This window comes from Neisseria flavescens, from assembly GCF_005221285.1.
Lineage (GTDB): Bacteria > Pseudomonadota > Gammaproteobacteria > Burkholderiales > Neisseriaceae > Neisseria > Neisseria flavescens.
Genome location: NZ_CP039886.1, coordinates 583,863 through 605,320, shown reverse-complemented (window position 1 = coordinate 605,320; position 21,458 = coordinate 583,863). Strand labels below are relative to the sequence as shown.

Below are 21,458 nucleotides of genomic sequence, written 5' to 3'. Positions count from 1 at the left end.
TTGAAATATGGTTTTGCGGTAAGATAACGCCCATTCGTTTTTAATCGCAACGCGCCGTCCAGGCCGTCTGAAATCCTTGTAAAAAATTTATCGAGACATTATGAAAACCACCGAACTACGCCAAAAATTCCTAAAATTCTTTGAAACCAAAGGCCACACCGTCGTCCGCTCTTCCAGCCTCGTGCCGCACGACGACCCGACGCTGCTGTTTACCAACGCCGGTATGAACCAGTTTAAAGACGTATTTTTAGGTTTCGACAAACGCCCGTACAGCCGCGCCACCACCGCGCAAAAATGCGTACGCGCAGGCGGCAAGCACAACGACCTGGAAAACGTCGGCTACACCGCCCGCCACCACACTTTCTTTGAAATGATGGGCAACTTCTCCTTCGGCGACTACTTCAAGCGCGACGCGATTCATTTCGCTTGGGAGTTTCTCACTTCCCCCGAATGGCTGAACATCCCCAAAGACAAACTCTTGGCGACCGTTTACGCAGAAGACGACGAAGCCTACAACATCTGGTTAAACGAAATCGGTATGCCGTCTGAACGCATCGTCCGCATCGGCGACAACAAAGGCGCGAAATACGCATCCGACAACTTCTGGCAAATGGGCGACACCGGCCCTTGCGGCCCCTGCTCCGAAATTTTCTACGACCACGGCGAAGAAATCTGGGGCGGCATTCCGGGCAGCCCCGAAGAAGACGGCGACCGCTGGATTGAGATTTGGAACTGCGTATTTATGCAGTTCAACCGCGACGAACAAGGCAATATGAATCCGCTGCCCAAGCCGTCCGTCGATACCGGCATGGGCTTGGAACGTATGGCGGCGGTAATGCAGCACGTCCACAGCAACTATGAAATCGACTTGTTTCAAGACCTGCTCAAAGCCGTCGCCCGCGAAACCGGCGCGCCGTTCAGTATGGAAGAACCCAGCCTGAAAGTCATCGCCGACCACATCCGCTCCTGCTCCTTCCTGATTGCAGACGGCGTATTGCCTGCCAACGAAGGACGCGGTTATGTTTTGCGCCGCATTATCCGCCGCGCCGTGCGCCACGGTTACAAACTGGGTCAAAGCAAACCGTTCTTCCACAAACTCGTTGCCGATTTGGTCAAAGAGATGGGCGATGCCTACCCCGAGTTGAAAGAAAAACAGGCGCAAATCGAAGAAGCGTTGAAAAACGAAGAAAGCCGTTTTGCCCAAACTCTGGAAACCGGTATGGCTTTGTTGGAAAACGCGCTGGCCAAAGGCGGCAAAACACTCGGCGGCGAAATCATCTTCAAACTCTACGATACCTACGGCTTCCCATACGACCTGACTGCCGACATCTGCCGCGAACGCAATATCGATTTGGATGAAGAAGGCTTCAACCGCGAAATGGAGGCCCAACGTGCACGCGCACGCGCCGCACAAAGCTTCAAAGCCAACGCCCAACTGCCTTATGACGGTCAAGACACCGAGTTTAAAGGTTATAGCGAACGCCAAACCGAATCCAAAGTCCTCGCCCTCTACAAAGACGGCGAGCAAGTCAACGAATTGAACGAAGGCGACAGCGGCGCAGTCGTCATCGACTTTACCCCGTTCTATGCAGAATCCGGCGGCCAAGTCGGCGATGTCGGCTATATCTTCTCAGGCGAAAACCGCTTTGAAGTACGCGATACCCAAAAAATCAAAGCGGCCGTATTCGGCCAATTCGGCGTACAAACTTCAGGCCGTCTGAAAGTCGGCGACAGCGTTACCGCCAAAGTGGACGACGAAATCCGCAATGCCAATATGCGCAACCACAGCGCGACCCACCTGATGCACAAAGCCCTGCGCGATGTATTGGGCGAACACGTCGAACAAAAAGGCTCTTTGGTTACCGCCGAATCCACCCGTTTCGACATTTCCCATCCCCAAGCGGTAACTGCCGAAGAAATCACCGAAGTAGAACGCCGCGTCAACGAAGCCGTTTTGGCCAACGTTGCCGTCAATGCAGCCATTATGAGTATGGAAGACGCGCAAAAAACCGGCGCGATGATGCTTTTCGGCGAAAAATACGGCGACGAAGTGCGCGTACTGCAAATGGGCGGTTTCTCCACCGAATTGTGCGGCGGTACACACGTTTCACGCACCGGCGACATCGGCCTCTTCAAAATTATCAGCGAAGGCGGTATTGCCGCAGGCGTGCGCCGTATCGAAGCCATCACCGGCCTGAACGCACTCAAATGGGCGCAAGAGCAAGAGCGTTTGGTGAAAGACATTATTGCCGAAACCAAAGCCCAAACCGAAAAAGACGTACTGGCGAAAATCCAAGCAGGCGCGGCACACGCCAAAGCATTGGAAAAAGAATTGGCACGCGCCAAAGCCGAACTCGCCGTCCACGCAGGCGCTAAACTCTTGGACGATGCAAAAGACTTGGGTTCAGCCAAACTCGTTGCTGCACAAATCGAAGCCGATGCCGCAGCCCTGCGCGAAATCGTTACCGACTTAACCGGCAAATCAGAACAAGCCATCGTATTGCTCGCCGCAGTCAACGACGGCAAAGTTTCCCTGTGCGCAGGCGTATCCAAACCGTTGACTGGCAAAGTCAAAGCAGGCGATCTGGTTAAATTTGCAGCCGAACAAGTCGGCGGCAAAGGCGGCGGCAGACCGGATTTGGCACAGGCAGGCGGCAGCGATGTGGAGAAACTGCCCGCGATGATTGAGAGTGTGAAAGATTGGGTCGGCGCGAAGCTGGCTTGATATAAGAAAGGCAGCCTGAAAGGGATTCAGGCTGCCTTTTGTGTAAAGAGGCCGTCTGAAAGATATTTTCAGACGGCATCTGTCAGTTTATTTGGCTTTATACCTACCATTGAATAGCGATTCAGAAGGTATCCAGCCATCTGCCAAATCATCCAACATCTTAATCCAATACTCTAGGCGTTTTTCTGTCGGGACGCTTTCTCCCCAATATTCGACAATTAGAGCATCATCCATTTCCAAAGCAGCTTTTTCAATTTCATGCTCAATCAATTTTAAAGATTTTTCTACATAGTTTCCGCCACGGTAGTCTTCCGCCGAGTTGGCAACGCTGCCCGCACTGAATAAGTCCCGCGCCTGATGACAAAGCACACCGCGATAGGTAATCAGATACAGGACGGCATTATCGTATTTGTGCTTCGCCCTGCCTGAGCAGACAATACGGGGGGAGACTAATGCTACTTCAGCTCGGAGGCGGATTTTTTCTTCCTGCGGCAGGGAAGTGTAAAGGCGCACTTCCAAAGGCAGATCATGGCTGTCTACTGCGTCAATGTCTTCTATCCACCATAACCGCTCGCCTTCTTTCAGCCTGTTACGGGCATATTTTCGGATATATTCCATTTTTTCATGCATATCCAAATCGGCAAATTCAGCATAGGAAATACCGAAACCCTCAAACAGAGACGGTCGATCAGATTCTATTTCTACCTCAAAGCGCGGAACGTGCGATGTGCGGACATGAATTACGCTATCTTCGTAAAGTTGCCATTTCACATCGGGAATGCCCCCCATTTTTCCGAATACCACATAGATATGCTGTACACCGTCAGCTTTGTTTTTCTCTTGGATACTGTTTGCTACGCTGCGCCAAGTATCTTTTAGCGTGAATTTGACTTCTACGCCATATTCCCCTATTGGAACATCGGGGAAAATTTGCGGCACAGGTTCAGGATTGATAACTATGTCGGCATAAGCGGGAATTTTTGCAATGCACAGCGCACGAACTCTGTTTTCAAAAATATCTTGGGATTTGAAAGGTGCGTTTTTTGCCTCTTGCCTCAATACGGTGCAAACCTCGTCTAAAAACTTCTCAAACTCCTTTTTTGTCAGCATAATGCATTACCACTTAAAAATATAAAGTAGTAATTTTATCTTATTTAACAGGGTTATTTAAGTGCCTTACTAACGGCGGCGGCGATGTGCCACCCTAAAACAGGAGGGACGGCGTTGCCAATTTGCCGTTCTGTGGCACGCAATTTTGCCTGGAAAATAAAATTGTCCGGAAACGATTGGATGCGCGCCGCCTCACGCATGGAGATGCGGCGGGGTAATTCGTAATGCCACTGTATGTTTCCATGGCATTCTGCCCTAATAGTGTAGCCCGCCCTTTCGGCATCCAATTTTCGACTGCCTTGATCGGGGCTTTTTTCTGCTCTACTCCAAATATGGTTGGCAATTTCGTCTTCTACTTTGTCGACCAAATCGCCTATAGCCTGTCTGGCTGTTACATAGCTGTTGCTGGTATTTGTTTTTTCAATCTGTATTTCGGGAATTTCAGGTAGCCTTCCAACGATGATAACTCGCTCCCGAGTCTGTGGAACACCGTAATCGGCTGCATTCAGCAAGTAGTAATCTACCTGATAACCCAAATTGCGAAAATCTGAAAGCACTGTTTCCAAATCTTTCCGATGATGCTTCATCAGTAGCCCTTTGACATTTTCAGCAACAAATATTTTGGGGCGAACGCGTTCAACAGCAGACAACATGGCTTTATACAGCCCGCTGCGGCTGCCTGAAATACCTGCACCTTTACCATTAATAGAAATATCCTGACAAGGAAAGCCACCGATAATGATGTCTGCGCTAGTGGGTATTTCATCCAAATGCTGCCAAATATCACCATGTACAATGTGATTTCCTAAGTTGTGGCGGTAGGTTCTAACAGCGTGTTCGTCGATTTCGTTCGCCCAAATAATATCAAAATCATGTTTGTCATAAGTACGGTTTAAAAACTCAAAGCCCCCTAGAAAACCCAAATCCATTCCGCCACAACCGCTAAATAAAGAAATAATTTTATATTTTTTTTCGCGGTCTTCTTGCTTTTCCTGTTTGGCCATTAACTCCATACATTTAAGATAAAAAGCATGGGAAAAAGTACCTCTATTTACTTTGTTACAAATTGCATTTGCCGTTTCACTTTCCCCTTGCTCCAAGAATAATTCTGATAATTGTATAAAGCCAATTCCATGCTCATGCATTTTGGCTTTTATGGCATCTCCAGCTAACTTGTTCCAATTTTTTCGTGCAAATTCGGTCATGGCTAATCTTTCAGTCATTCATAAATGACATTATTTTAGCGTTTTTTGTAATTTAAGCCAAGATTTAAAATCTACCTTTTAGGTTTACAGGCCGTCTGAAAACAAAAATCTCGTTTTCAGACGGCATTTTTCCACTAAAATCCCCCTACCGTCCAACCCGAAACAAGGAGAACCATCATGCAAGTTCCTACTTCCGCCATCATCAACGGCGAATTTGCCGACAAATACGGCAAACGCGGCAGCAAGCCGTAGCCAGCACCCCTGTCAACCGCGTGCGTGGCTAGACCACACACCCTACCACTGCGGGCGACGCAAACCTTAAGATTGAGGTGTAGGGTGTGTGCGGTACGCACGCACGCGGTTTTTGTTACTACCGAATGATTCCAAACCATGCCGTAATCCAGTCAGCAGCAAACGCAGCTTGAGTCATGTACCAACAAAACTCAATATCAAAGGCCGTCTGAAGAATAATTTTCAGACGGCTTCTCTCTATCAAAAGCAGCCTGCACATTCAAAAATCGAAGTGCAGGCTGCTTTTTGTGATGATTGGAAAAAACACACACTATTTGAGACCTTTGCAAAAATAGTCTGTTAACGAAATTTGACGCATAAAAATGCGCCAAAAAAATTTTCAATTGCCTAAAACCTTCCTAATATTGAGCAAAAAGTAGGAAAAATCAGAAAAGTTTTGTATTTTGAAAATGAGATTGAGCATAAAATTTTAGTAACCTATGTTATTGCAAAGGTCTCTATTTTTATACTGTATATTGTGCAGGTACAAAGTAAAACGAATTACCCAAAGAAATTCCTATGTTTAAGACGCTCAAAAGCATTTGGCAGGGACTTACGCAAAAAGGCAAAATCTTCCCGTACCAACTGGCATTCACGCTGCTGATTCCTTTGCGTAACTGGGCGCTTTCACCGCAACAAATCACGCAACGGCTGCACTTTGTTCCGCACCACCGAATTTGCTGCGGGGCGGGTTATTTCAGTTGCGTAGGATGTGCTTCAGCCCACCGTTTCTTCATTTTTGCTTGTCAATTGGTGGGCTGAAGCCCACACTACGGTTAATACGGTTACTGATTCGTTTCCCCCTGCATCCGAATCACGCCGCACACCGCAAAAAACGCGCGCCCGATGCGCAACCGCTTCCGACATCTGGCGCAATGAGACAAAACGGCAATATGCCGATACGGATACGTCATCCTCCGCCTGCCTGTTTTTTATATCATACTCAATTTTATCTGTGCGTTACGACGGCATGCCGTCTGAAGGGTGTTTATGTCTGCATCTAAGAAATTTCCGATTCCTTTGAGCTATTTCAGCATCGCGCTGGGCTTGTTTGCCTTGGGGCTGTCGTGGCGTTACGGCGCGTCTGTCGGGCTGCTGCCCGCCTTGGCCGCCGAATCGCTGCTTGCGGTGGCTTCGGTTGTCTGGCTCTTGCTGGTGGCGGCATACCTGATCAAAATATTTGCGTACCGAAACGATTTTTTGTCTGATTTACGCGACTTGGTGCAATGCTGCTTCATCAGCGCGATTCCGATTACCGCTATGCTGGAGGGACTCGCGCTGAAGCCCTATCAGGCAGGCGCGGCGGCAGTCCTGATTTATGCGGGCGTTGCAGGACAGTTGGCGTTTTCGATGTATCGGGCGGCCGGTCTGTGGCGAGGCCTGCATTCTTTGGAGGCGACGACGCCGATTATTTACCTGCCTACGGTGGCGACAAACTTTGTCAGCGCGTCATCTCTGGCGGCGTTGGGGCATCATGATTATGCGGCTTTGTTTTTCGGCGCGGGTATGTTTTCCTGGCTGAGTTTGGAAGCCTCCGTCTTGGGCAGGCTGCGTACGGCGGTACCGGTCGGTACGGCGGCGCGCGGCGTGGTCGGTATCCAGCTTGCGCCCGCCTTTGTCGGCTGCGGCGCGTATTTTGCCGTCGGCGGTAAAATCGACGGTTTTGCGTTGGCATTAATCGGCTACGGCTGCCTGCAGTTTTTGTTCTTGCTGCGCCTGACACGCTGGTTTTGGGAAGGCGGTTTTACGATGAGCTTTTGGGGATTTTCATTCGGTTTCGCAGCCATGGCGGGATGCGGCCTGCATCTGGCGGCTTCCGGCGTATTGTCGGGCTTGGGGCTGACGCTTGCCGCCGCCGGTTCGGCAGGCGTGGCGCTGCTGCTTGCCGGCACGCTGCATCGGATAGCGACGGGGCGTTTCTTGGTACGCGGCTGATGCGTTTGCCGCCTTGTCAAAAATGCCGTCTGAAACGCTGGGCTTCAGACGGCATTTTTTATTTCACACCCTTACAGCAAGCCGTAGCCCACACCCCTGTCAACCGCGTGCGTGGCTAGACCACACCCTACCACTGCGGGCGATGCAAACCTTAAGATTGAGGTGTAGTGTGTGTGCGGTACGCACGCACGCGGTTTTTGTTGTTACCAAATGATCCCAAACCATGTCGTAATTCAGTCGGCAGCAAACGTAGCTTGGGTCATGTACCAACAAAACTCAATATCAAAGGCCGTCTGAAAAATAATTTTCAGACGGCCTTTCTGTTTTCATTTAAAGCTGATTAATCCTTAAATTTAAGCTTTTTATTCAATCATCTAACATCAATCTTTCTCAATCGTAAAAAACAGTGCTTCCTGTTTCAAAGCATTACCGTCTGCATCGGTCAATGCTGCTTCTGCTGCGGAAAACTTGATAACGGCGAGGCTGAGGCTGCCTTGTTCTGTGAGTGCCGTATTGAGAATAATGCCAGCCTCTTCTTCGCCGACTTTGACGGTAATACCGGCGGCTTCCAAAGAATCGCCGCTTAATACGGCCAGACCGCGTTTGACCTGGCCTCGGTATTGGGCGCGGGCGATGATTTCTTGGCCGGGGTAGCAGCCTTTACGGAAATGGACTGCGCCGATGATGTGTTGGTTGAGCATTTGGGCAACAGCCGCTTCTTTGGTTGCGGCGCAAATCCACGGATAGCCGCTGCGGATTTCGTGCAGATTCCACGCGTTTTCGGCTTCTGCTTGATATTCGGCTGCGTTTTCGGCTGCTGAAATTTTCAGACGGCCTGTGTGCGGCAAGGCAATTTCTACGGCATTTTCTTGAATTTGAGCTGAAAAAGACAGTTGCGGTTCGGTAGCAGGATGAGGTTCTGCATTGTCTGCCAACTCGCCGCTGACTGCTAAATCAGGCATCGGCTCGAAGACGACTTTTGCACGCAAGACAAACATTCTCAGGCGTTTGACGATGGCTTCGGTCAAATCTTGAGCCATGACCAACAGTAAATCTTCTCCGCGATTGACGACCAACATATTCGCCAACACACGGCCTTTAGGCGTATTGTATGTGGCGTAACATGCCTGACCGGAAGCTAAATTATTAATATCGTTGGATAATTGACCATGAAGAAATGAAGCCCTGTCTTCACCGCTGACGCGGACAACGCCGAAAAAAGGCAGGCGGGTTTGCATAATTGACTCCTTAAATTGTAGATGCTGAATTATCGCCCAAATTGCTACTTATTATCAAATAAATAAATTCAGGCCGTCTGAATGTTTCAGACGGCCTGTTGTTTGGGTTCAAACAATCAAAATTATTTGATGCTGACTTTGCGGATAATCACGGCTTCGGTTGGAACGTCTTGATGGAAGCCGCGTGTCGCAGTTTTTACTTTGCTGATTTTACGGACCACATCCATGCCGGAAGTAACTTTACCGAAAACGGCATAGCCGTAGCCTTGAGGGGTTTTGCTTTTGAAATTCAAAAAGTCGTTGTCGGCTGTGTTGATAAAGAACTGGCTGGTTGCTGAATTTGGATCGCCGGTACGCGCCATAGCGATGGTGCCGATGTTATTTTTTAAGCCGTTGTATGCTTCATTGGTGATGGCTTTGTCGGTGGATTTTTGAACCATGTTCTCGGTAAATCCGCCGCCTTGAATCATAAAATTGTCGATAACACGGTGGAAAATCGTGTTGTCGTAAAAACCTTTTTTGGCGTAATTGACAAAGTTTGCCACGGTTTTCGGCGCTTTGACTTCATCCAGCTCCAGTTGGATGTTGCCCATATTGGTTTCAATCACGGCATGGGTAACTGCTTGCGCTTGCACGGAAAGTGAGAGTGCGAGGGCGCACAGGGTCAGTTTGATGGATTTTTTCATATGTCTTCTCGAATGATGTATTGTGAAAATGGAATATTAACCTTGTTTCGCGTGAAATCCATAAAAAACATGTAAGATTTTTCAAGCAAAAACGTAAGGCAATCAAATCAGGCCGTCTGAAAAGGGATAAAAACCAAATTCTTGCTCTTTATCATTCCCTTTCAGACGGCCTGCTATTACGGTCAAACCGAAATCAGATTAGAAATCCAATTCCGTTTTCAGCCAATAAGTGCGCGGCATACCGACAACTGCGAAGCTGCGGTCGTATTGTCCGCGCTGTACCTGCCAGTAGTTTTTGTTGAACAGGTTTTCCACCGAGCTGCTGACGGTCAAAGTATTTTTGCCCAGCTTGATTTTGTAGCGCGCGCCCACGTCAACTAAGGTGTAGGACGGCAGTTTATATTGGCGTTCAGTATCTTGGAAAGACTTACCGTAGTATTGGATATTGCTTTTCAAAGTCAGACCTTGGACAAATGGCGTATCCCATTCAATACCTGCTTTGGCAATAACACGCGGGCTAGCAACCTGATTACCATTTGTTAAAGTATTATTGTAACGCGGATAATCCTTCAACTGCGCTTTCAGATACATAATGCCAAAGCTCGGACGAAGGGTTTTATTCATCAGGTTGGCATACGTATTAAACTCAACACCACGGTTGATTTCTTTACCATGCTGCTCTTGCGTATTGCGCCAATAACCCGGACGGACGATTTGGAAAGCGTTCAGGCTGGTTACAACATCACCCCAGTTTTTTCGTACACCCATTTCAATCTGTTTGCTGACACGAGGTTTGGACATTTCTCCAGTATCCTCGTTAGTCGCACCCGGTTCCAAATCTTGCATATAGTTTCCATACACTACCATACCGGTATTAGGCACCCAAGCTGCGGCAAACATCGGGCTGAACCGTTTTTTGCTGAACTTCACAGTAGAAGAGCGGCGGCTTGCATCAGTTTTTGCATTGCCTGTCAAATTTGGATGAGCAGTTTGTTTGACCCATTGATAACGTCCGCCTAAGGTTAAACGGATAGTATTATCAGCGAAACCCAAAGTATCGGATATTGCAAGGCTGGGGGTCTCATAAGTCGTATGCTCTGTACCTTGTATATTGGCAGGATTGTCACGGTGGGTAACAGGGAAAACAGGGTTGTAGATGTTGGTATCCAAGTCATCGCCGTTGCGCGTTCCCTGGTCATGGTCGCGGTGTCGCTTGATGTAATCGAATGAGGTCGCCCAATTGTGAACAACCGGACCGGTTTCAAATTCACCACGAGCTTTCAAATTACCACTAGTTGTGCGAGAAAGGAATTCAAATGGTTGTGCAGCCTTCGCCGTGTACTTACCCAAATTACCACCATTTGCACGGTTTTTCATGAGAAGTTGTGTAAACGAACCTTTATACACAGACTCCATATAGCCCAAACCACCACTAATCTGCATATTGTAGTCAGTATCGTATTCAAACGTCAGTGCGTTCGTGATAGTTTTAGTAGTTTGCTCCTGCCAAGACGGGACAAGTAGGGTTTTACCACTTGGTGCGGCAGGCATGGCAAAGTTAAGATCCTGCATTTCATGAATACGCGCACGACCTCCCTCTGTATTACGGTGGTTATACATCGAATCGAAAGACAGACGTAATTTCTCACCACGATAATCAGTATTTAATGCAAATTCCTGATTATCTTCCTTATAACCTTTACGGGCGGTTTCACCTTTGCGGTATTTACCATTGAAACGGATGCCAAACTGTTTGTTTTCACCAAAACGCTGACCGATATCGATTGCACCTTCGGTACGGTTTTTACTGAAAACCGCTAAACCGATTTTTCGGTTACCTTCATCGGATGCTTTTTTAGTTTCAATGTTGACAGAAGAACCTGCTGCGCCCTCAGGGTCCATGCCGACAGTGGAACTTGAAGCACCTTTAATCAACTGTGCTGAAGAAACGCCCGCAGTCGGGGTATGATAATAAGAATAAAGACCTGCCAAGCCATTGATACTAAACTGACGGGCATCAAGCTGTAAGCCACGGACATATACACCTTGAATAGTATTGCTTTCACCACCGAACTGCATGGTAGAGGCATCGTTCTTGGCGATTGTATCTACTAATGTACGGGATGCGTTGTTTCCCAATACTTTTTCATCGTAATTGACGACTGTAATTGGTGCTGTAAAGGCATTTGCCTTGCCTAGCAGTCCTAAGTTCACACGGTCGCGCAAGTCGCCGTCGCTGGCGATGGAGTAAGAACGGGCGGCTTTGACGCGTTTGGCGTCGGCGCGGACATTGACTTCCTGCAACTGCTGTTGTACAGGGGTTTCAGGTGTCGCTTCATCGGCGGCATAAGAAAATGCGCTCGCAATCAGCAGCGGCATCAGGGCTAATTTGCTGTTCATAAATTCCTTCTGTTTTTGAGGTGGGTTATTTTTGTTGCAATAAGCGTGTTAAAAGTTACAAAGTAATTTTGTTGCACGATTATATTTGATAATATTCCGCACTTCTATACTTCGTTATGAGAACCATTTTTAAATACAAAAAATACAACACTCTTCCTATTTTTTTTACCTTAAACCCTACAAACAAATGACAAATTCAGTTTTCAGACGACCTCTGCCTGCCGTCTGATTCATCTGACTAAAGAGAACACCCCATGCAGAAATGGCAAACCGAGCTTTATTCCACGCCGTCTTGGCTGTTGCAGACCTTATTGATGGTCGCCGCAGCCTCGGCGGTCATTCTGTTTTTTGCACGCAACACACGCTTCGGGCGCGAATTCAGCCATATCCTGCACCTTTGCCTGACGCCGAAAAGCGCGGTCAAAATATTGCTGCTGATTACGGCGATGATTACGCTGCTGTTGACCGAAGTACGGCTGAATGTGTTGAGTACCTTTATGTCCAAAGGGCTTTACGACTCGATGCAGGATTTGAACGCCTCCGCGTTTTGGATGTTTGCAGCGATGAACGCGGGCGTGGTGCTGATACGGGCGTTTAACAACGTCGTCAACGACTTCCTCGATCAAGGCTTGGCGATTAAATGGTCGGAGCGTCTCAATGAAGTGCTGACCACGCGCTGGCTTGCCGACAAAAACTACTACCGCCTGCAAATGCGCCGCCACGCGCCGGACAACATCGACCAGCGTATCCAACAGGACGCGCAGGAATTTATCGCCTCGACCATTGAATTTGTGCGCGGTATGATCAATTCGGTCGTTACCTCGCTGGAATTTGCCGTTGTTTTGTGGGGCTTGGCAGGCATCCTGACCGTGTTCGGCTTCGACATTCCGCGCGGCATTGTTTGGTTCGTCTTTATCTTTGTGATTTTGGCGACCTTTATCGCCATGTGGATAGGCAACCCTTTGATTCGTTACAACTATGAAAACGAAAAACTCAACGGCGACTACCGTTATTCCCTCATCCGCGTACGCGACCACGCCGAAAGCGTGGCGTTTTACAGCGGCGAACAACACGAACACGGCCGGCTTTCCGACCGCTTTAAAGCCATTATCCGCAACCGTTGGCGCATCGCGCGGCAAAGCGTCTGCTTAAGCGGCTTTAACGATATGTTCACCAACGGCATCAAACTCTTCCCCATTATTTTGCAAGCTCCGCGCCTGTTTGCCGGACAAATCAAAATCGGCGACATCCAGCAGACCGTCCAAGCCTTCGCGCGACTGCAAAACGCGCTGTCTTTCTTCCGAATGTTCTACAACAAATTCACCGCCTACCGCGCCCGATTGGAGCGTCTGTACGGCTTTTTGCTGAGTACCGAAGAACAACACAGCGCGCAGCAACCCGAGATTAGCGAAGTTTCAGACGGCATTGCACTGGAAAACGTCGCCCTGTTCCGCCACAACGGCGAAGTTTTATTAGACGGTATCAATATCAACCTCAAAAACGGCGACTCCCTGCTGATACGCGGCCCGAGCGGTTGCGGCAAAACCTCGCTGCTGCGCGCGCTGGCGGGGCTTTGGCCGTTTGGCAGCAGCGGCAAAGTCAGCCGTCCGCCGCATCAAGACATCCTCTTCCTGCCGCAACGTCCGTACACGGCGCAAGGCAGCCTGCGCGATGCGGTTTGTTACCCCGACATCGACAAACAGCATCCCGAGTTAGCCGAAGCCATGAACACCTGCCGTTTGGGTTATCTGATTGACAAATTGGATAAAACAGACGACTGGCAGCACAAACTCTCCCCGGGCGAACTGCAACGCGTCGCCTTCGTCCGCGCCCTGCTTTCCAAGCCCAAAATTGTCCTGCTCGACGAAGCCACCGCCGCCTTGGACGAACCGGCCGAAGCCGCACTCTACCGCGCCTTAAAGCAAAAACTGCCCGACAGCATCATCATCAGCATCGGACACCGAAGCACGCTCAACGAGTTCCATGATTTATGCCTCGATGTCGGTCATGTACAATGCTGAATTAATGGCGTACCAAAGGCCGTCTGAAACAGTGAGAAACGAAATCAAACGATTTTGTCCTCGCCGTTTCAGACGGCCCTTTCAAACGCCATGGCATGTTTATTTGCTATACTCTGCACTGTGTTAACGTCGTCTAAAAAATATTTATGAAAACCCTGGCCCTTATTCCACATTACAACCATCCGACCACCATCAGCCACGTTGCCCAAACCATGCGCGGCTTCGGTTTAAACGTTTTAATTGTGGACGACGGTTCACGCGAAGAATGCAAACCTGTATTGCAGGCTTTGGTTTCAGACGGCATTGATGTCCTTTACCGTCCCATCAACGGCGGCAAAGGCACAGCGGTCAAAACCGGCTTGGAATACGCTCAAGAACATGGCTATACCCACGTCTTGCAGGTTGATGCAGACGGCCAACACTGCTTGAGCGACACACCCAAACTCCTCGCCGCAGCAGAACAAAACCCTGAAGCCGTTGTTTGCGGCTGGCCGCAATACGGCGATGACGCGCCCAAAGCACGGCTTTACGGACGCAAAATTACCGATTTCTGGAATATGCTGCACACTTGGTCATGCGACATCAAAGACGGCATGTGCGGCTTCCGCCTCTATCCGCTTGCACCCGCGCTATCCGTTGTCCGCGAAGAAACCGTAGGCGACCGCATGGACTTCGATACGGAAATCCTTATCCGCCTGTACTGGCGCGACGTCAAACCGGTTTGGATTAAAACGCCCGTCCAATATGCCGCCGACGGCGTGTCCCACTTTGATGCCTTTGCCGACAATGTCCGCATCAGCAAAATGCACACACGGCTGTTTTTCGGTATGTTGAAACACCGATTGGGTAAAGTTTTCGGAAAGGCCGTCTGAAACCATGACTGACAATAAACAAACCCATTGGGCGGCGCAGCCCGAACGCGGCAGCCGCCTGTTTCTCGCTCTGACCACATTGATGGTGCGCTATCTGCCGGCTTTTTTCATGAGGCCGTGCATTTGGTTTGTGGTGCTGTATTTTTATGCAACCGCGCCCAAACCGCGCCGTCATGTCTTACGCTATCAAACCCGTCTTCAGACGGCCTTTCCCCATATCATCCTGCCGAAACACAGCGTATTCAAACAATTCGTCGCATTTGGCGAAGCGGTTTGCGACCGTTTTGCCGTGTGGCAACGCAAAATCCGTTATGAAGATTTGGTGATTGAAGATCCGGACGACATCTATTCGCAAATCAAGCGCAACGAACGCGGCCAGATTTTTGCCTGTTCGCACTTGGGCAATACCGAAGTTTGCCGTGCGCTGGTGTCGCACCATAAAGATTTCAGACTCAATGTATTGGTGCACAGCAAACACGCGCAGGCATTTAACGAGGCATTGCAAAAAGCCGGCGCAGATCATATCCGTCTGATTCAGGTGACAGATTTGGACACCACCCTGATGATGGAATTAAACAGCCGTATCGAGAACGGCGAATGGATTGCCATCGCGGCCGACCGCGTGCCTGTACGCGGCGAGAAAACCGCCGACATTAATTTCTTAGGCCATACCGCCCCTATGCCGCAAGGTGCGTGGCTATTGGCTGCGCTTTTAAAAACGCAGGTAAACACGCTGTTTTGCGTCAAACAAAACGGCCGCTATCATTTGAAACTTCGCCACTTTACCGATACCTCCAGCTGGAAACGCGGCAACCGTGAGGCTGCCGTCAAAGACGCGATGCAGGGTTTTGCCGACATTCTGGCGCAAGAATGTGCGCAAAATCCGCTACAATGGTTCAATTTTTATGATTTTTGGGGCGAAGACGCCGTCTGAAACCATCACACTTACTCTTTAAAACCATGAAAAAACACATCTACTGCCAACACAGCTTTGAAACCGAAGTTCCTTTTTTTGACGTAGATGCCATGCACATCGTGTGGCACGGCAACTATGTCAAATACCTTGAAACCGCACGTTGTGCTTTTCTGTCTTCCATCGGTTATGACTACAACGAAATGGGGCGGCAGGGGTACAGCTGGCCGATTGTGCAGATGAACCTCAAATACATCCGCCCTGCCCGTTTCGGCCAAAAAATCCGCGTTGAAATGGACATTGTTGAAATCGAAAGCTGCCTGCGTATCGATTACACCATTTACGATGCCGAAACCAACGAAAAACTGACTCGCGCTTCGACTACCCAAGCCGCGGTTTCGCTTTCAGACGGCCTGATGCAGTTTCAAACTCCGGACAGCTGGTTGGAAGCAGTAAAAAGACATCCGACATTTAAGGCCGTCTGAAGAATTTAGCGATTAAACAACATATTGCCTGTTTATCAGCTTTACCCTTTATAATTTTAAATTTCTGTTTTCAGACGGCCTTTATCCTCAAACCGCACACATTATGCTACTGAACCTCAATCGCTTTGCCTTTCCTGTTTTCTTAAAAGAAACCCGCCTGCTTACTGCCCTCGCCCTGCCTATGCTGTTGGCGCAAGTGGCGCAAGTGGGCATTGGTTTTGTCGATACGGTGATGGCCGGTGGCGCAGGTAAGGAAGATTTGGCCGCGGTAGCTTTGGGCAGCAGTGCGTTTTCCACGATTTACATTACCTTTATGGGCGTGATGGCGGCGTTGAACCCGATGATTGCCCAGCTGTACGGCGCAGGTAAAACCGAAGAAGTCGGCAAAACAGGAATGCAGGGCATTTGGTTTGGCTTATGTTTGGGTCTATTCGGCATGCTGTTGATGTGGGCGATGATTACGCCTTTCCGTCATTGGCTGACATTAAGCGATTATGTCGAAGACACGATGGCGCAATATATGTTCTTTACCAGCTTGGCAATGCCGGCCGCCATGATCCACCGCGCCCTGCACGCTTATGCCTCGAGCTTGAACCGTCCGCGCGTGATTATGTTGGTCAGCTTCGCGGCATTTGTGTTGAATGTGCCGCTAAACTATGTATTTGTTTACGGCAAATTCGGTATGCCTGCTTTGGGTGGCGCAGGTTGCGGCGTGGCAACGGCGGCGGTATTTTGGTTCAGCGCATTGGCTTTGTGGCTTTATATCGCCAAAGAAAAATTCTTCCGTCCGTTTGGCTTGACGGCAAAAATCGGCAAACCCGATTTGGCGGCTTTCAAACAGATTTGGAAAATCGGTGCACCCATCGGCTTGTCTTATTTTTTAGAAGCCAGCGCGTTTTCGTTTATCGTCTTTTTGGTGGCGCCATTCGGCGAGGATTATGTCGCCGCCCAACAAGTCGTCATCAGCCTGTCGGGCATTTTGTATATGGTTCCGCAAAGCGTCGGCTCGGCAAGCACGGTACGCGTAGGCTTTTCGCTCGGGCGACACGAATTTTTGCGGGCGCGTTATATTTCAGGCGTTTCGCTGGTGTTGGGCTGGATGCTCGCCGTGATTACCGTGCTTTCTTTGGTATTATTCCGTTCGCCGCTGGTAAGTATGTACAACAATGATCCGGCTGTTTTAAGCATCGCCGCCACCCTCCTGCTGTTTGCCGGCTTGTTCCAACCGGCAGACTTCACCCAATGTATCGCTTCCTACGCCCTGCGCGGCTATAAAGTGACCAAAATGCCGATGTTCATCCATGCCGCCGCTTTCTGGGGTTGCGGCCTGTTGCCCGGCTATCTGCTTGCCTATCATGTCGATATGGGTATTTACGGCTTCTGGACCGCGCTGACCGTTTCACTGACGATTGCCGCCATCGCATTGGTATGGTGTCTGGAGCTTTGCAGTAAAGAGATGGTCAAATCGCATAAGGCCGTCTGAAATTTCTTTCAGACGACCTCCATTAATAATATTTCATTTACGGCTTATTCACTTTTAAGGAAAAAAATGTTTTCAACTTCCATTATAGAAAAACTTGCTTACTATGTTTATTGCTTGATTGACCCTAGAGACGGCAATATTTTCTATGTAGGTAAAGGCTTGAACAATCGCGTTTTCCATCATGCTCAAGCCTCATTACAAGAAATAGAAAAGCCAAGTGATAAAATTGCCTTGATTAGGGAAATACATAAAAGCGGACACCAGCCCGTGTATTACATTCTGCGGCACAACATCCAAACCAGCGACGAGGCTGAACAATATGAAGCGATGGCAATAGACCTACTCTCCCTAGTCAAACAGAGCCAGCAGCCGCTGACTAATATTCAAGGGGGGCAAGCATTCTTCTGAAGTAGGATTGATGAGCTTGTCCGAATTAAAGCGACAATATGATGCTCAAGAATTAAAAACTGATGAACCCATTGTTTTAATTACGATTAATAAAGAATACGAGAAACTGAAAAAAGGCATCAGATCAGGGAATATTCCTGAAGCCGATAAGGATAAGGAAATTTACGAACGTACACGGAAATATTGGAAAATCGGAAGCAGGCGTGAAAAAGCAAAATATGCGGTTGCAGTCTATCGCGGCTGGACATTAGCAGTATATGAAATCGAAAGATGGATTTCTGCCGATGATATTATTCAAGGTCGCTGGATGTTTGAAGGCAAGCCGCTACCAGAAGAATCCAAGATTTATCAAGAAATCGTGGACAAGCTGACCTATTCTTCCCAAGAAAACTATAAAGCACCCCAAAACCCCATTACCTATCGTAATTGTTAAACAGTAAGTTTTCAGACGACCCGAATCTACAAAATCACAAATCATCATGCAACCCACCCAATACCAAACCGACCTTACCCCCTACAACACTTTTGGTCTGAAAGCCCAAGCTCAAGCATTTGTTGCACTCAAACATGCCGATGAATTGCGCGACATCGTCCGGCTGCCCGAGTTCAACCGAGATACCGTTTTATGGCTCGGCGGCGGTAGCAATATCCTTTTGATGGAAGACTATGCCGGTCTGGTTGTGCATATGGAAAACAAGGGAATACGCGAAATTGAGCGTTCAGACGGCCTGGTTTATATCGAAGCTCAGGCTGGGGAAATTTGGCATGATTTTGTTTTGCATACGGTTGGACTGGGTTTAAGCGGGCTGGAAAACCTCAGCCTGATTCCGGGCACGGTCGGCGCGTCTCCGGTACAAAATATCGGTGCATATGGTGTTGAAGCGAAAGATGTTATCCATAGCGTACGCTGCTTTGATTTGGATACAGAAACCTTTGTCGAGCTTTCCAATGCCGACTGTGACTTTGCCTATCGTGAAAGCCTGTTCAAACAGGAAGGCAAAGGACGTTATGTGATTGTTTCGGTTGTATTTGCGTTGAAAGAGCATTTTGTGCCGAACTTGGGCTATGGCGACTTGGCGGCAGCGGTTGCCGAACTGAGCCAAGGCCGTGAGGCGACGGCCAAAGATGTTTCCGATGCGGTGTGTGCAATCCGCAACAGTAAACTGCCTAATCCTAACGTACTTGGTAATGTCGGAAGTTTCTTTAAAAACCCTGTTGTCAGTGCAGAAAAAGCGGCCGATTTGTTACAGCAATACCCCAATATGCCACGCTATCCGCAGCCTGACGGTTCGGTCAAACTCGCGGCCGGCTGGCTGATTGACCAATGCCGTCTGAAAGGCCATCAGATCGGCGGTGCGGCAGTGCATGACAAACAGGCTTTGGTTTTGGTGAATAAAAACAATGCATCCGCGCAAGATGTCCACCAGCTGGCACAATATGTTTGTAATACAGTATTTACTCAATTTCAGGTAGAATTACACGCAGAACCCAACTGGCTGCCTACTTCATACAGCCTATAAAACAAAGGAGTGTATCCCATGCCGCGCATTGCTAAAGTCAACACTTACACACGAATCATCAATGCCAGCCTCGCCTTATTCAACGAAGAAGGTGAGCGCAATATCAGCATCAACCACATTGCCGCCCACTTGGGCATCAGCCCGGGCAACCTCTACTACCATTTCCGCAACAAAGACGAAATCATCGTCCAATTGTTTAAGCGTTACAGCGAAGCCCTGCTTGCCTATCTTAACGAAGCCGTGTTGCCGTCTAATGTGGAAGACTCCATCAACTACATGGCCGGTATTTATGATGTGATGTGGGAATACCGTTTCCTTTTCAGCGATGTGAATACCCTGCTTGCCCGCAGTGCCGAATTATTGGGCGAACACAATACCTTTACCCAAGCCAAAGTTTCCCCGCTGTTGGTCAACCTGCTGGCCCAGCTCAACGGTCTGAACATCATCAGCGCAGACCAAACCGCCATGAACGACCTTGCCGTCAATATGTGGATGGTGACGAAATACTGGTTCGACTTCGACAGCTCCCTGCGCGGCCGCGCCAAGTTGACCGAAGATTCCAAAGTACGGGGCATCAGCCGCACACTCAGCCTGTTGCGCCCGTACCTCCTGCCGGAACACCGTGCCGAATTCGACCAAAAAATCGGCAGCAACCATTGATTTTTTCCATACAAAGGCCGTCTGAAAACGTGGCTTTAACCAAGTTAAAGCTATTTTCAGACGGCCTGTTAATTTTCGGATGCTTTATTTATGCACCTTCCCGATATTTCCATTCTCGGCTTAGGCTATCTTGGCCTGCCGCTGGCGCAAAAATGTTATGAACAAGGCAGTCAGGTAGCCGCCGTCAAACGCACCCTGACTTCCGACGACATCAATCTGCCGATTGAACTCGACATCATCGATTTGAATCAAGACAACATTTTTCAGACAGCCTTGTGGCAAAACCATATCAACAAGCCGACATGGTTTTGCCTGCTTCCGCCTTCGTCATTAAACCATTACGCCGATACCCTGAATAAATGGATTCAACTTGCCGAGCAGTCCAAGGTACAACACATCATCTTTACCAGCAGTACCAGCGTGTATGGCAACCAAGCACGCATATGCGATGAAACCACGCCGCCCGATCCGCAAACCGAATCTGCCCGTCAAATCCTCGCAGTCGAGCAAGCCCTGCTTGAAAGCGCCATCCCCCATATTGACATACTGCGACTGGGCGGACTTTATTCCGCCGATCGTCATCCCATTACCAAGCTGGTTCAAAAAACACGCATTCAAGGCGGCAATCAACCCGTCAATATTCTTCATAAAGACTTGGCCGTCCAAGTCCTTTTTCAGACGGCCTGCCAAGCTGACGGCAAGCGTATCCGCAATATTGTCGAACCCCGCCACCCAAGCCGGGCCGAATTTTATACTGCCGAAGCAGCCAAACTCGGCCTACCGGCTCCTGATTTCATCATTGATGACAAAAGCAACGGCAAAATTGTAAATACCATTTGCGCAGACGGGCTAAGCCTGTAAAATTGCGACTCAACCCATTAATCCGTTTCAGACGGCATTTAGAGTAAACCATGTCCGCCCTATTTCCCCTTATCAACCACCTGATACAGCAAAATCCAGAGCAACAGCGCGAGCTGTCTGAATTTGCAGGCAGCATCATCTGCATCAGCCTGACCGGTTTCAGACTGACCGGACGCATCAGCGAACAAGGTTTTCTTGAAACCGCACACGAAACCGCCGACACCAACATCACATTCCACAATAGCGCCATCCAAAAAATCCTCCAAGGCGGCCAGCCTGGCGTGGGCGACATCAGCCTCGAAGGCGACTTGGTCTTGGGTATGTCCGTCCTTCCTATTTTGGGTGGGCTGCGCTATTATCCGAGCGAAGATTTAGCGCGTGTATTCGGTCATGTGGCCGCAGAAAGCATCAGTTCGCGCGCCGGCGATATCGGCCGCACCATGAAAAAAATCGGCAAAAGCATTGCCGAGCAAATCAGCGACTTTTCACACGAACCCGAATCCCCTGTTATCGACCAAGCCACGCTTGCCGCATGGTTGGAAGAAGTGGACAAACTGCGTGACGACGTTGCCCGCCTAAACGAACGCCTCGACCGCCTCGAGCGCGATATCTGGATAGATTAGACACTTAATTTCAGACGGCCAC

The 21,458-nt window shown here is 49.1% G+C and carries 19 protein-coding genes; 14 read left to right on the top strand and 5 right to left on the bottom strand.

The genetic code is table 11. From position 1 onward, the window contains the following. Window positions 1-100 precede the first annotated feature (100 nt). A complete protein-coding gene (alaS, locus tag FAH67_RS03150; RefSeq protein ID WP_003679724.1) occupies window positions 101-2,725 on the top strand; it encodes an alanine--tRNA ligase in 2,625 nt (874 codons plus the stop codon). An 87-nt stretch (window positions 2,726-2,812) separates the two neighbouring features. Here the strand turns inward: alaS and FAH67_RS03145 are convergent, their stop codons facing one another. Then, window positions 2,813-3,835: a hypothetical protein gene (locus FAH67_RS03145; RefSeq protein WP_003679725.1), complete on the bottom strand. Its 1,023-nt coding sequence runs from the start codon at window positions 3,833-3,835 to the stop codon at window positions 2,813-2,815. Window positions 3,836-3,888: 53 nt separating this feature from the next. Next, window positions 3,889-5,040 carry a DNA cytosine methyltransferase gene (gene dcm, locus FAH67_RS03140; protein ID WP_172459145.1) on the bottom strand — a complete coding sequence of 384 codons (1,152 nt, stop codon included), beginning with the start codon at window positions 5,038-5,040 and terminating at the stop codon, window positions 3,889-3,891. Between the two features lie 810 nt (window positions 5,041-5,850). On the opposite strand from dcm, the gene FAH67_RS03125 reads away from it, so the two are divergent. After that, window positions 5,851-6,093, top strand: coding sequence for a hypothetical protein (locus FAH67_RS03125; RefSeq protein ID WP_003679729.1), 243 nt, complete (start codon window positions 5,851-5,853; stop codon window positions 6,091-6,093). Between the two features lie 228 nt (window positions 6,094-6,321). Further along, window positions 6,322-7,266 carry a dicarboxylate transporter/tellurite-resistance protein TehA gene (gene tehA / locus FAH67_RS03120; protein ID WP_003679734.1) on the top strand — a complete coding sequence of 315 codons (945 nt, stop codon included), beginning with the start codon at window positions 6,322-6,324 and terminating at the stop codon, window positions 7,264-7,266. A 380-nt stretch (window positions 7,267-7,646) separates the two neighbouring features. Here tehA and ygfZ read toward each other — a convergent pair whose 3' ends face one another. From ygfZ to FAH67_RS03105, 3 genes are all read right to left on the bottom strand, one after another. Continuing rightward, window positions 7,647-8,504, bottom strand: coding sequence for a CAF17-like 4Fe-4S cluster assembly/insertion protein YgfZ (ygfZ, locus tag FAH67_RS03115; RefSeq protein ID WP_003679741.1), 858 nt, complete (start codon window positions 8,502-8,504; stop codon window positions 7,647-7,649). 122 nt (window positions 8,505-8,626) lie between these two features. Continuing rightward, entirely contained in the window at window positions 8,627-9,190 is a 564-nt protein-coding gene (locus FAH67_RS03110) for a peptidylprolyl isomerase (RefSeq protein WP_003679743.1), read from the bottom strand. A 198-nt stretch (window positions 9,191-9,388) separates the two neighbouring features. Continuing rightward, on the bottom strand, window positions 9,389-11,590 hold the full coding sequence (locus tag FAH67_RS03105; RefSeq protein WP_003679745.1) for a TonB-dependent siderophore receptor: 2,202 nt from the start codon (window positions 11,588-11,590) through the stop codon (window positions 9,389-9,391). Between the two features lie 254 nt (window positions 11,591-11,844). Here FAH67_RS03105 and FAH67_RS03100 point away from each other — a divergent pair, with 254 nt between their 5' ends. From FAH67_RS03100 to FAH67_RS03055, 11 genes are all read left to right on the top strand, one after another. Next, entirely contained in the window at window positions 11,845-13,611 is a 1,767-nt protein-coding gene (locus FAH67_RS03100; RefSeq protein ID WP_003679746.1) for an ABC transporter ATP-binding protein/permease, read from the top strand. A gap of 146 nt (window positions 13,612-13,757) precedes the next feature. Continuing rightward, a complete protein-coding gene (locus FAH67_RS03095) occupies window positions 13,758-14,483 on the top strand; it encodes a glycosyltransferase family 2 protein (protein ID WP_003679748.1) in 726 nt (241 codons plus the stop codon). 4 nt (window positions 14,484-14,487) lie between these two features. Beyond that, window positions 14,488-15,417: an LpxL/LpxP family acyltransferase gene (locus FAH67_RS03090; protein ID WP_003679749.1), complete on the top strand. Its 930-nt coding sequence runs from the start codon at window positions 14,488-14,490 to the stop codon at window positions 15,415-15,417. 26 nt (window positions 15,418-15,443) lie between these two features. Further along, window positions 15,444-15,881 carry an acyl-CoA thioesterase gene (locus FAH67_RS03085; RefSeq protein ID WP_003679750.1) on the top strand — a complete coding sequence of 146 codons (438 nt, stop codon included), beginning with the start codon at window positions 15,444-15,446 and terminating at the stop codon, window positions 15,879-15,881. Window positions 15,882-15,984: 103 nt separating this feature from the next. Next, window positions 15,985-17,364 (top strand): MATE family efflux transporter, encoded by a 1,380-nt coding sequence (locus FAH67_RS03080; protein WP_003679751.1) that lies wholly within the window; start codon window positions 15,985-15,987, stop codon window positions 17,362-17,364. Window positions 17,365-17,430: 66 nt separating this feature from the next. Continuing rightward, complete coding sequence (locus FAH67_RS12030; protein ID WP_003679753.1) at window positions 17,431-17,772, top strand: GIY-YIG nuclease family protein; 342 nt, start codon at window positions 17,431-17,433, stop codon at window positions 17,770-17,772. Window positions 17,773-17,782: 10 nt separating this feature from the next. Next, window positions 17,783-18,205: a hypothetical protein gene (locus FAH67_RS12025; protein WP_003679755.1), complete on the top strand. Its 423-nt coding sequence runs from the start codon at window positions 17,783-17,785 to the stop codon at window positions 18,203-18,205. Between the two features lie 46 nt (window positions 18,206-18,251). Next, window positions 18,252-19,292 (top strand): UDP-N-acetylmuramate dehydrogenase, encoded by a 1,041-nt coding sequence (gene murB, locus FAH67_RS03070; RefSeq protein ID WP_003679757.1) that lies wholly within the window; start codon window positions 18,252-18,254, stop codon window positions 19,290-19,292. An 18-nt stretch (window positions 19,293-19,310) separates the two neighbouring features. Next, window positions 19,311-19,952: a TetR/AcrR family transcriptional regulator gene (locus tag FAH67_RS03065; protein WP_115287631.1), complete on the top strand. Its 642-nt coding sequence runs from the start codon at window positions 19,311-19,313 to the stop codon at window positions 19,950-19,952. A gap of 90 nt (window positions 19,953-20,042) precedes the next feature. Next, complete coding sequence (locus FAH67_RS03060) at window positions 20,043-20,813, top strand: Rossmann-fold NAD(P)-binding domain-containing protein (RefSeq protein ID WP_003679761.1); 771 nt, start codon at window positions 20,043-20,045, stop codon at window positions 20,811-20,813. A 50-nt stretch (window positions 20,814-20,863) separates the two neighbouring features. Then, window positions 20,864-21,436: a ubiquinone biosynthesis accessory factor UbiJ gene (locus tag FAH67_RS03055; RefSeq protein ID WP_003679763.1), complete on the top strand. Its 573-nt coding sequence runs from the start codon at window positions 20,864-20,866 to the stop codon at window positions 21,434-21,436. The last annotated feature ends 22 nt before the right edge of the window (window positions 21,437-21,458 follow it).